The sequence below is a fragment of the Indibacter alkaliphilus LW1 genome, assembly GCF_000295935.2.
In the GTDB taxonomy this organism is placed as follows: Bacteria; Bacteroidota; Bacteroidia; order Cytophagales; family Cyclobacteriaceae; genus Indibacter; species Indibacter alkaliphilus.
Map to the genome: position 1 here is coordinate 16,042 of NZ_ALWO02000056.1, position 11,360 is coordinate 27,401.

General features: G+C 37.8%; 10 protein-coding genes. 7 read left to right on the top strand and 3 right to left on the bottom strand.

Annotated features, from left to right (window positions below; genetic code table 11):
* Positions 1 to 107 precede the first annotated feature (107 nt).
* On the bottom strand, positions 108 to 2,765 hold the full coding sequence (locus A33Q_RS21400) for a DUF5686 and carboxypeptidase regulatory-like domain-containing protein (RefSeq protein WP_009036378.1): 2,658 nt from the start codon (positions 2,763 to 2,765) through the stop codon (positions 108 to 110).
* A gap of 132 nt (positions 2,766 to 2,897) precedes the next feature.
* On the opposite strand from A33Q_RS21400, the gene A33Q_RS21405 reads away from it, so the two are divergent.
* The 3 genes from A33Q_RS21405 (at position 2,898) to A33Q_RS21415 (ending at position 7,253) form a co-directional block, all read left to right on the top strand.
* Positions 2,898 to 4,676, top strand: coding sequence for a hypothetical protein (locus A33Q_RS21405; protein WP_009036377.1), 1,779 nt, complete (start codon positions 2,898 to 2,900; stop codon positions 4,674 to 4,676).
* Positions 4,677 to 4,833: 157 nt separating this feature from the next.
* Positions 4,834 to 5,265 (top strand): energy transducer TonB, encoded by a 432-nt coding sequence (locus A33Q_RS21410; RefSeq protein ID WP_009036376.1) that lies wholly within the window; start codon positions 4,834 to 4,836, stop codon positions 5,263 to 5,265.
* Positions 5,266 to 5,513: 248 nt separating this feature from the next.
* A complete protein-coding gene (locus A33Q_RS21415; RefSeq protein ID WP_009036375.1) occupies positions 5,514 to 7,253 on the top strand; it encodes a hypothetical protein in 1,740 nt (579 codons plus the stop codon).
* Positions 7,254 to 7,724: 471 nt separating this feature from the next.
* Here A33Q_RS21415 and A33Q_RS22270 read toward each other — a convergent pair whose 3' ends face one another.
* Positions 7,725 to 7,868, bottom strand: coding sequence for a hypothetical protein (locus A33Q_RS22270; protein WP_016255726.1), 144 nt, complete (start codon positions 7,866 to 7,868; stop codon positions 7,725 to 7,727).
* A 318-nt stretch (positions 7,869 to 8,186) separates the two neighbouring features.
* Complete coding sequence (locus tag A33Q_RS21420; RefSeq protein WP_009036374.1) at positions 8,187 to 8,786, bottom strand: hypothetical protein; 600 nt, start codon at positions 8,784 to 8,786, stop codon at positions 8,187 to 8,189.
* Between the two features lie 237 nt (positions 8,787 to 9,023).
* Here A33Q_RS21420 and A33Q_RS21425 point away from each other — a divergent pair, with 237 nt between their 5' ends.
* The 4 genes from A33Q_RS21425 to A33Q_RS21440 all read left to right on the top strand — a co-directional run bounded on the left by A33Q_RS21425 (position 9,024) and on the right by A33Q_RS21440 (position 11,348).
* On the top strand, positions 9,024 to 9,233 hold the full coding sequence (locus A33Q_RS21425; protein ID WP_009036373.1) for a hypothetical protein: 210 nt from the start codon (positions 9,024 to 9,026) through the stop codon (positions 9,231 to 9,233).
* Positions 9,230 to 9,820, top strand: coding sequence for a hypothetical protein (locus A33Q_RS21430; RefSeq protein WP_009036372.1), 591 nt, complete (start codon positions 9,230 to 9,232; stop codon positions 9,818 to 9,820). Before A33Q_RS21425 ends, A33Q_RS21430 begins: the two co-directional genes overlap by 4 nt.
* Positions 9,821 to 9,823: 3 nt before the next feature.
* Positions 9,824 to 10,825, top strand: a complete 1,002-nt coding sequence (locus tag A33Q_RS21435) for a hypothetical protein (RefSeq protein WP_009036371.1) — start codon at positions 9,824 to 9,826, stop codon at positions 10,823 to 10,825.
* A 280-nt stretch (positions 10,826 to 11,105) separates the two neighbouring features.
* Entirely contained in the window at positions 11,106 to 11,348 is a 243-nt protein-coding gene (locus tag A33Q_RS21440) for a hypothetical protein (protein WP_016255728.1), read from the top strand.
* Positions 11,349 to 11,360: the final 12 nt, after the last annotated feature.

An 11,360-nucleotide genomic window follows, 5' to 3' on the forward strand; every position in this document is an offset into this window, starting at 1 on the left:
GCATATATCTACTCAAATTAATCCTTTTTCCCATTTGGCATCACATTCAACTTACCGACCGACATGCCCCTCGTAAATCGTAATTCATCCCTTCATCCTTTCTAATCTCAATCTCCCATACTGATATTGATAAAGCTCGCTATCCCAAACCTGACACCGGCCCTTTGGAAGTTGCTGTTTTCAAAGCCTGCTCCCATTTCCAATCGGAAAATCCGGAACAGGTTGTCCAAAGAATAGCCTACTTCCCAATAGTGCGGCGATTCAGCGGTCTTGAGGTAGTTGAAGAAGATGTTTTCCCTTAGACCTGAAAAACGCAACATGGGCAACTGGGTGAACAGGAACTTTCTGAACTGGTAATGGACAATGGCTGAAACATATTGGCTCTGTGTAGAATATTGGTAATAATCCAGAAATCTGAAATTGTCTGCAACCCCCATATTGGCAAAAATGGTTCTATTGCCGCCAAAGTGTTTGAAATCCATAAAGTACACTTGCGAGTTGTTCAGAAAGGTACCTGCGGTCAGGTTGAAATCAAGTTTGCCACTCACTCCAAAATTGAAAAAATGTTCCAGATTGGCCTCCAAGCGGTCAAATGAAGCAGCCCCGGGACTGTTGAGTACAGAGCCAAAACCCTTGGAATACTTCAGATTGATCAGTGGGGCGGATTCATAAATGGGTCTTTTTCTTCCATTTCTGATATAATACTTCATTCCCGGCCTCCATTCCAAAGAAATGTCCCCGATCAAAGCTTGATGATCCTCAAAATTTTCAGGGGAGGCCTCCACATTTTCAGGACGGTTGGGCGTGTAGACACGCTCAGGTCTGTTGTACCAACTGTAATCAGAATTGTTGAAGAGTTCCCTCCTGTTGGCATAGGTCAAGGTAGTCCGGTAAGTGACTTTGTCGTTGACCCGGTGATAGAGATAGCCTTTGGCAAAATCCTGCTCATACAGCTTCATGTAGTTTTGTCGCAGCAATAAGGAATAAAGGGCATTCACCTGTTCCTGTATGGGATTGTCGGCATTGAACTGGAAGATGTAAGAGCCTCCGGTCAAGCCGAAAGTCAGTCCCATTTCTTCTTTGGTAATGGCCCTACGGATATCCAAGGTGCCATAGGATTGCTTGCTGGCAAATCCGTACCTGAATTCCGGGCTAAAAGTCAAAGACCTGGTGTGACGGCTTACCGAGTCAGCCATTTTTTCCGAACTGGAAATCCTATAGTAAGCACCTAAACCTACCTTGAAGCCTTCCACTGTATTGAAAGAAAATTTTGTCAGGTTATTGCGGAAGCCAAGCCTTCTTCCTTTTCCAAAATCGTAGGCTCCTCCAGTGACTATATCCAGGGGTTGGAATTTCCTCCTGGCTTTTCGGGCTACAGAATCAACTTTGGATTCTTTTGCTGCTTCGATGACAGCAAGGCTGTCGTCTCTCTGGTATCCTTTGATTTCTTCTTCTGTCAATTTCACAGGCCTGATGCTGTCCCAATAGGCAAGGCTTCTTTTGGTCGCTAAGGAGTCGACTTTATATGTTCTCTCCGAAAGTACATCAGCCTCTTCCCGTTCTTTTTGGGCTTCTTTTTCGTATTCATTGACCAATTTCCTGAAATCTTTACGGGTGAGCTTTTCAGATTGAGCCATTTGTTCCATGGCCGATAGGCTCTTGTCCAACTTGATGTCTTTGGGAACCTCATCTATCTTTTCGTCGATGATGGTAGTTTCCACGATAAGGTCAGGATTGAGGGTGATGTCATAATCCCTGGTAGAGGCCAGGTATTTGAATTCCCCGGCAAAACCGAAGAATTTCCCTCCAAAAGTATAAGTGTGGGTGGAGGGCATCCATACATTTTCAGCCACAGGTTGATACAGTTGTTGTACACCTATCTGGAAGCCTAATAAGGAAGTCTTTAGGTCCAGGCTGTGAATGGCCCAGAGATTTTCAATAATATAAATATGCCCTTCAAACACCCTCTCACCTCTTGATCGTGGCGTAACCCTGATCCTATTGATCATCACATCACCTTCTATGAAGGAGCCTTCATATTTGAATCTGTAGTAAGCAAAAGCAGATGGAGCTAAAGGAGAAATAGCTTCGTTGATTTTTGGATTGTAAAAACTCGTGGCAATGTATGGGGCAGGGGAGGTTTGATTATTGTCCCCGGAAGTCCGGATGCTGATGACTGTTTCTTCCACCTTATTGGGTTGTTGGAAGTGGATTTTGGATACGGATTCGGAAGTGTAGGCTTCATTTAATTTGAATCCGTCTTTTTCAATTTCTTTTTTAAGGAAAAAGGGGGCATTGGTCAATTTTCCGGTTCCTTTCAAGTAAACCATCATGCTGTATTCCTGCACCTGTAGCCTGTGGAATTTGGCTTTGGAAATGGCTTTGCGCATGATGGTCAAAGCGGGGTCTTCCTGTCCAGTCTTGACTTCGACCTCCTGTAGCGCGTAAGTCTGTTCCTCTAGTCCGAAATCCAAGGTGGCCCAGCCATCTTTCACTTCAACAGTCTTTACCTGTGTGGCAAAACCCAGGTATTGGGCGACCACATCATAATAACCCGGCTTGAGTTTGATTTCATAGTCTCCGTTTTGGTTGGCCGGAACACCATCTCCTGTATTTCTGATGTAAATGGACGCAAATGGCAGTGCATCACCTGATTTGGAAGTAATGCTTCCCCTGATGCCCTGTGCAGAAATGTCGTGCAAAACGAGGGCGAAAAGTATAGCTAAAAAGCTGATAACAAAGGCTTTTTTCGTTGCGGTCTTCATAGATTGGCTTAAGTAATCGAAAAATAAGTTATTACCTTGGAACGGCATACGAAAAGCTAAGTTTTTGGGAATATTTAACTTTTTATAAATTGCAATTGATATCTTGCTTATGTCCCTACCCCTCTGAATATTATGTCCCTATTTAGGCATATTTGTTTGCTATTTTTTACAGTGATTTTCTTTTTTCCGAAAGAAGTATTTGGTCAGCGCATTGCTTATTCCGTTCCTTCAGATGAAGAGATGCTTGAATATGTGGAGAGGATGAAGTCTATCAAGTATGACGGTTTCGGAGTCTTGGGGAAGTTTTTATTGAGGTTTCCAGATGCTGATTCCTCTTCATATTACAGCTTGGTGAAAAAAATTGAAGAGCTTGGACCTACAAATGACCCAGGTTTTCAGATGAGACTTCTTTCCCTCAAAGCCCAAGGAGTCACCAATACCAATTCCAGAAGTGAAGTATTGGCTGATTCCCTGATGAGTGAAATGTTAACCATTGCCAAAAAATCCGGGGATATACAGCTGATTGCTGAGGCAACCTGGAATGAAGGTACTTTGCATACCAATTTTTCCAATTATGACCAATCTATGTTCAAATGCCTGGAGGCCTTGGAGATTTTTGAAAACCAACTTCCGTCCGAATACCTCTATGAGTACTATTATTTTCTTTCCCAATTAAGCTTTATCGTGCAGGACTATGACAACACGATTCAATTTGCCAAACTCGCTTTGGGAAATGATGTCAGGTTGGACACCGTGGATAGGATTTATCAGGCAAGGTTTGTCAATGCAATTGGACAGGCCTACCTCAAAAAAGGTATGCTTGAGGAAGCAGAGCAATATATGCTGGCATCTAAAGAACAATCCAAAAGGTACAATTCGGTAATTTGGGTCGGGATCAATGACTGTTTTCTCGGTCAGGTATATGTGCAGCAGGGGCGGTTGGATGAGGCGAAAAAAATGCTCCTGAATGCTGTAGATAAAAGTAATGGTATAGATAAAAATATCAATGGATATGCCAAGGCCTGGCTAGGGAGACTCTATTGGTTGGAGAAAAATTTGGATTCTGCAGGATATTATCTGGAGGCATCAAGGCAGGTACTGGAAGAATTTGACCACAAAATGAGATTCCAAAACAAGTCTTACCTTACTGATCTGTATCTGTTCAAGGCAGATTATTTCAAATCCATAGGAGACCAAAAGGAAGGGGATTTCCATTTTGCAAAATTCAAAAACCTGAACGATTCCATTCAGACCATGGCCATTCTGAGCAGTAAAAATATCGCCATGCTCCGTCTGGAAAATGAAAGGGCAGGCTTGGCTTTGCAACTGTCAGAATCTGAAAAAAGCAGAATCGTTTTGAGGGATAACCTGCTGATAGGATCTATCTTTATTATCAGTGTGATTTTTATAGGGTGGTTTAATATGCGCAACAAAAGGCTGAAGCTGGAAAAGCAAGTTGTCTTGGCAGAAGCTGAAAAACTCAATGCGGAAAAGTTGGCTGCCATAAAGCAGCTCAACAGGCTGAAGAAAAATCTAATGGAAAAAACGGAATTGCTCAGTCAGTTTGAAGCGAAGTTAATTGAAGTAGAAAACACAGTAACTGTGCAGGAAGACCTGGACAAAATCAACCACCTCAAAATTGTCACGGAAGATGATTGGCAGGAGTTCAAGGAACTTTTTGATAAGATTTATCCTGGTTTCAGGATGAAACTCAGGAAAATGTCTCCTGATATTACCACTGCCGAACTGAGATTGGCTACTCTGATCAAGTTACAGTACACTGCCAAAGAAATGGCAGCAGTGTTAGGTGTATCCGCTGATAGTATTTATAAAACACGCTATAGGCTGCGTTCCAGGCTCAGCCTGCCTAATGAGAGCTCCTTGGAGGCTTTTATATCAGAAAAAATCTGATTGTCCAATTTTTGTCCATATACAATTTTAAAGGGTGGAGCGATTGTCAGGATTTTGTCCTAATTGGTTTTTAGTCCAATCATGAAAGACAGACTAATTTAGTGTTTGACAAAAAACACTATGTCAAATACATTTTTACCACTAAAAACAGCCTGTTATGAGAAACTTAAAAATCACACTAATCAGCCTTCTTGCGCTCATGATATCGCCAGGAATCATGGCACAGGATAATGTGTCTTTGTTGGCCATGAATAAAGACTCAGATTCAGAACCTGAAATCCATTCCATGGAAATGGTTCCACCGGCATTTATGGGTGGTCAGGAAGCATTGCAAAACTTTATCCTTGAAAACCTGAAGTATCCGGAGCTTGCCATTAGACAAGGATTGGAAGGTACTGTACAGGTGATATTCAGAATTACTCCAGAGGGTGAAATCAAAGATGCTACCATTAAATCTTCCTGTAAACCTATTTTGGATGAGGCAGCTTTGGACCTGATCAGAAAAATGCCCAATTGGTATCCCGCGGAAATGGGAGGTGAGACAGTAGAGACTTTTTATCAGTTGCCCATCCGGTTTAACCTTCACTGATATTCAAAACTTTGCATAAGTAAAACCCACTAACCACCTGCTGTTTCGGTAGGTGGTTTTTTAGTTTGAGTGAGTAAATAAAACAAGGATCATGCATTCGGAAATATAAATATTCTTTTTTCAAGAAGAGAATAAATTCTTTTAACAGTGGAGGTAGATTCTCACAAGATTTATGTGAAAATCTACCTAAATTTAGCGAGATTAGAGTAGATTGATCTGCGTATAATCTACTATTAATCAGCTTAAAAGTGTTTAGATCATTTTGCGTATTTCTGGTTTTGATTTTTTGCCTATCCATTGAGGTGCTGGGTCAATCAAGTCATCACTCATTCAAACATATATTCTCTTCCCAAGAGGATGTTTATCTTGAAGATTTGAGAGATCTGTTCTATAATAATGAAGGCAAAGGGTTTGATTATTTGGACAAAGTAATCAAGGAAATAGAATTTTCGATGGACTATGAAGATCACTTTTTTGTAGTACGCTTTTTTACTTTCAAATTAATGGTGTACCGGTATTTCAACAGGTCCAATCTTTTGGATAAGGATGAAATTATCAGAATTCTCAGAGAACATAGTCTTTTTTCCCAAAATGAAATGCTCATTGCCAATGCAAGATGGTATATATGCAAGCTTTATTTTGATGATCATTATTTTGATCTTGCCATGGCCAACTGCCTTGACGCAATGGAAGTGTTTCAGGAATTTTCCGAGGACAAAGTCGCATCCAATCAATATGCCGAATTGGGTGGATTGGCTTTTCAATTGCTGGATTATGACGTAGCCATTGAATATTTTGTCAAAGCCATAAATGGTGGTTACTCTGGCCAAATAAACCTCATTGGTAATGATCTGATTTTGATAAATGCACTTGGACAATCTTATCTCCGCAAAATGGATTTTGAAAATGCAAAAGTTTATTTGGAAGAAACAGATTTTAAAGCAAAAGAACTTGAAAATTGGCTTTGGGTCGGAATCAATAACGCCTATTTGGGACAGGTTTATTTAGAATTGGGAGACCTGCAAAAGGCAGAAAGCCTTTTGAAAAATGCCTTGGAGACATGCAGTGAAACTGAAAAAAATGTAGCAGCCTATGCTGCAACTCACTTGGCAAGAGTTTATATGAATAAAAACCAAAACCAAAAGGCGTTGGAAAATCTGATACTGGCCGAACAGAATTTGTACAATTCCACCAACACTTACTTGCTGCAGACAAAGTTTTATTTGGTAGAAACGCTGAGGGTTTTTTCAGAATACCACAGAATTAATTCTGACAATAGAAGAGCAGATAGTTATTTCAATCAATATAAATCCCTAAATGATTCCCTTCAATATATTGCGGTGTTGAGCAGTCAAAATATTTCGAAGCTCCGTATGGACAACGAAAAAGCGAATTGGGAATTGAGACTGGTACAATTGGAAAAAGCACAATTGGTACAGAAGAGAAATACACTTTTTGTCATTTTTGGAGCATTGCTGATCGTTTTGGTCAGTTTGGCTTTTGTGGCCAGAAATAAAATGAATGCTGCAAGACAGTTGGCACTGGCAGAAAACAAAAGATTAAACCTGGAGAGGGAATCTATTGAAAAACAGATGGAACTCCAAAAAGCTAACTTGCTTGAAAAGTCCAGGTTATTATCCGTTTTTGAGAGTAGGTTGACAGCCTTACAACATCAGGTAGATGTGCAGGAGGATTTAAAAAAAATCAATGAACTCAAAATCCTTACAGAAGACGATTGGCTGGCTTTCAAGCGCCTATTTGAGAGACTTCATCCGGGCTATATTTCCCATGTAAAAAATAAAGCTCCCGATATAACCAATGCAGAGTTGAGATTGGCAACACTTATCCGATTGGATTACAGTAGCAAGGAAATGGCAGACCTTCTTGGAGTATCAATTGATTCAATTTATAAATCCCGTTATAGACTTAGAAGTAGGTTGCAAATAGATAATGACAAGTCTTTGGAACAAATATTAACTAGGATTTAATTATTCAGATACTTTCTCAAATTTATGGTCGAAGCAAAGTTGATAGGATTGGTTTTATGATTTAAGTTGTATGAATCCTTAATCAAATAAAGATTTTAGTTAAGTATTATATGTATATCCGCAATTAGACCACTTACCAATTTAATTAGGGCTTGCTGAAAAAGTCTCAAGAACGAGATGTTCATCAAAATTTAAAGAATTTATTCTTCAGTTGGCGTTTGTCAGCATGCCCTAGTTAGGGGCCCAGATCAACACTATACTATTAGGTACCTGCCTGCCGAAGGGAGGTTGGATCCACCTAGGTGGACAAGTTATTCATTGATAACCTGTCCCGGTTTATCGGGGTTGGCTTGAAACCATAGGTTCATTCCACCATTTAGGTTCTACTGGCAAGAAAGTGGATAATTATGATGTATTACATAAAGGATTCAAAATGTCAGATCTCTCCCAAATAGACCGAATCGGACAGGATTACTTTCCCTTTATACCATTTTTGGCTTTGGACTGTTTGCCCGGTGCGGAGCGGACATAGGTCACTCCGTCCACTTTATAAAAAATCAGGTTACCAATCCTGCCTTCAATGGCTGATGCAAGTGTGCCTCTTACTCTTCCCATATCAGTGTTTGTTTAAAGTGAACTATGAAGATAAGGATAAATTCCTAAATGTCAATTGTATAGATAGTTGATTTTAAAAGCAATCTAAGAGCATTTATATAATCAATAAAAAATGCTGTAGAAATGCATTTGGATTGGTAAAGCAATGGTCAAAGGTTAAATATTCTCAAGTTTAAACTTCCATGAATATTCACCTGGCCTCTAATGGTCTAAAGATGTGTATCTCTTAAAACAAGGAGCAACAAATACTTTGATTTATGTGGTGTTAAGCAGTTATTATTTTTAGCTGTGGCGACTTAAGATTGTTTTAAGTCAGTTCTATATGTATTTTCTACCAAATTCAGTTTCCGTAGCATAAATCAAATGTCCAATGTCATAGAGCTTTGTAAGGTAATAGGTACATGCTGTTTGAAAGTTATAGCCTTCCCATTCGGGTTCAAACCCAAATGCCAGACAATTATGGACACACTGCTCAATGAAATCTAACCATACTTCCAGGTCAACAGCCTTTCGGATTTTTGTTAAGGTTTTTATGGGGTCATTCAATTCTTTTTTGTTTAAAGAATATGGGTAAAACACCCAAGGAAAATTTCCCGGACAGTTTGTCTTTTTATAAATTTTCTGGATGACTTTGTTGGTGTACTTACCCTTGAGATGACCAAAATCAGCCTTTTTTTCTTCCAATAGATAGAGACCAATAATAGCATCACTAACTAATTTTGAGAAATAGACCAAATAAGAAGGGTCTTTCTTAAAGTTAGGCTTTGGGTTTCTGGAAATTGATGACTCAATAAGTTGAAAAATGCGCTTTTTCATCAAGGCAAAGTCTCTCAAGCCATAAACGGATTCCAGGATTTCTAATGGATCAGATTCTTCTGCAAATAAGACCCAATCCTGGTGTGTTTTAATTGTTTTCATCTGTAATAATTGTCCGGCTATTCTCTCCCAAATTGTAATTGATAACGAGCATGGCAAAATAGGATTTAGTGAAACATGCCTTCAATTTCATCTGATCCATGATGCTAAAAAATTCAAGTCGAGGATATTTTATTCAAGCTAAGCAATTCAAATAAGCCTTTTTCTACTTTTTACATTTTTTTGATAAGCTGTTTTCAATATATTGGCAATTACTATTTTCTAGAATCATTTTACCTCATGACCCAATCCAATTTTTCATATCTGGAATTTGAATTCCTTATTCTTATAAAGATTGACCAATTGCCTCAGGCGATATTGGCGAAGGCTTTTCGGGGGGAGTTGGTAAGTCAGGAGGTGAAGGAGTATGTGGTGGAGGAGAGTGAGGGCTTGATGGCGGAGGAGCCGAAAAAGGGATATGGAATCCATGATAAAACTATTAAGTCATGATAGATCTAAAATTAAAATCTAATATCGAAGACCTTAAAGAGGATTTGGATGCTCTGTTATTTCAAATTGAAACTAAAGGTAAAATTAGGTCAAATGAAATTGATTCTTCGATTAAGTTTCTTTTCGAAAAGCATTTTTTTAATTCTGATTCCTTCTTAGAAAACAATTACCATTCTTTTAAACATTCAACTTTTGTAGGTATTTGGTATCATGGTATGGAAGAAACAAATGAAGAAAAACAACGGCAGCTGGAAAATGAAAGAAATAACAGGGTTAATTTTTTAGTGCATTTTTTAAGATTAATTCCATTTGTTAATGCTTTTCATAGGAAAAAATCTGATTTCAGAAATAGAACGGATGGTTTTAGCAATTTAGCTTTTTACTTCCTTCTAAAGTTAGCTGAATTAGACCCGGAATATTTTTTCCCCATAGAATGGATTCTATTTGCAGAGGGGATTGAAATAAGCAATAAGCTCAAAGATGACTTAAATAAATTTTTGTTAGAAAAAGAGCTGGTTGAACAGGATATACATAGTGACTTTCGGATATCTTATAAAGGAAGATTATTCATCGAAAAAAATCCTTAACCCATGGCTAAAATAGTTTATTTAATAGGAGCAGGTGCAAGTGCACATACACTACCAATAGTTTCTCAGATTCCTGCAAAACTAGAGGAAGTCATAAAGGATATATCGAATCTTAAAGAGTTGGAGACTCTTCAAGAAAAAGATCTAGAAAGAATAAAATATGTAATTGAAGATTTATCATGGCTACATACAGAATCAGCGAAGCATGCGAGTATTGATACTTTTGCAAAAAAGTTATTTGTAAAAAAGAAAGCGGAGGAACTTAACCGATTAAAATCTTCAACGGGGCTATTTTTTTCAATTCTTCAGACAAAATATAAAGTTGACCCAAGGTATGATCAATTTATATCTTCCATAATTGGTAGTTCTATAAGAGATTTACCGAAAGATATCTGTATTGTAAGTTGGAATTATGACAATCAATTTGAATTGGCTTTTCGAGAATATAGTGAACATCCAGATATTGAAGTACAAGAAGCATTTCTTGGAATGGTCCATAAGAATCACTTGAATCATTACGAAAAGGATAAATTTAAAGTAATAAAGATAAATGGAACATCAGGAAGTTTTTCATGTGGAAATGGAACAAAATCTAACTTGATTAAACGATCTGATAAAAAGTATGACAGCGATTTCTTAAGAAATCTTATTGATGATTATGTTCAGGTTTGTCATAATCTCGAATCTCCAAATTTTAAACCACTAATGTCATTTGCTTGGGAAAAAGATGAAAACTTTAATGAATTAATGAATCATTTGAAGCAGGAAATTTCCGGATGCCAAACTCTTGTAATTATTGGATATTCAATTCCTTTCTTTAATAGGAAAATTGACCAAGAGATTCTTGAATCTATGGGAAATCTTAGAACAATCTATATTCAAGATATGTATCCTGACACCATAAAACAAAGGTTGTTTCAGTTGATCCCGATCACTGAACAGAAACACATTAGGGTTGAGTTTATTACAGATCCAAATCAATTTATTATCCCATATGAGTTGTAGAATATTTAATTAACCTATTCTCTTTGTAAAATAAATATAGTTGGCTTAAAAAAAACTGAGGTTAACCAATTGCCTCAGGCTGTTTTGGCGAAGGCATTTCGAGGGGACTAAAAACAGGAGAGGAGATAAGAGTTTGAACGAAAAAAAAATAGATTATTAGGTAGATTTTTAAGTTAAAATGGTTTTTTTGGAAAAATCAATTTAGAGGCAATACATTTTTTAACTATTTTGTAAATTATTTATATCTTATTGGGTTTAAAACTTTTTAAATCAGTTTTCAATGGAGCAAAATAAAATAAAATACCAAAAAAGGATTGTCTGTTTTTTAGATGTTCTTGGATTTAGGGAAATTTTGACTGATTTTGAAAATGACGCTGTATTAAGTTCAAACGGAGGAAGGGTGTCCCAAAAAGCCAATGAATTTGTGGGAGCCTTCAAAGAGGTAGTCTCCTACATGGATGGAATCGACTGTAATTATTATCTTTTTAGTGATAATATTTGCATAACTGTAGACCCTGGATAATACGGTTCGATT